Here is a 236-nt window from a genome sequence, read left to right on the forward strand (position 1 = left end):
TACGGAAGAGATAAGAACGGTTGTGGAACAACGGTACGCGAAATCGCATTCATCGATTATCCAAAGTTCTTTACACCAAACGAAGACGGTTACAACGACACTTGGAATATCATCGGTTTAGGAGAAGCCAATATCGGAGCTAAGATTTTTATCTTCGATCGTTACGGTAAGCTATTGAAGCAATTAAGCCCAAGTGGTCCAGGATGGGACGGTACCTTTAACGGTAAGCCAATGCC

General features: G+C 43.6%; 1 protein-coding gene. It reads left to right on the forward strand.

Features of this window, described 5'->3' with window-relative positions:
- Positions 1 to 236: T9SS type B sorting domain-containing protein (locus tag ACH2AZ_RS12565; RefSeq protein WP_394908110.1), on the forward strand; the 236-nt coding region annotated here is incomplete at both ends.

Source organism: uncultured Mesonia sp. (assembly GCA_947499595.1).
Lineage (GTDB): Bacteria > Bacteroidota > Bacteroidia > Flavobacteriales > Flavobacteriaceae > Mesonia > Mesonia sediminis.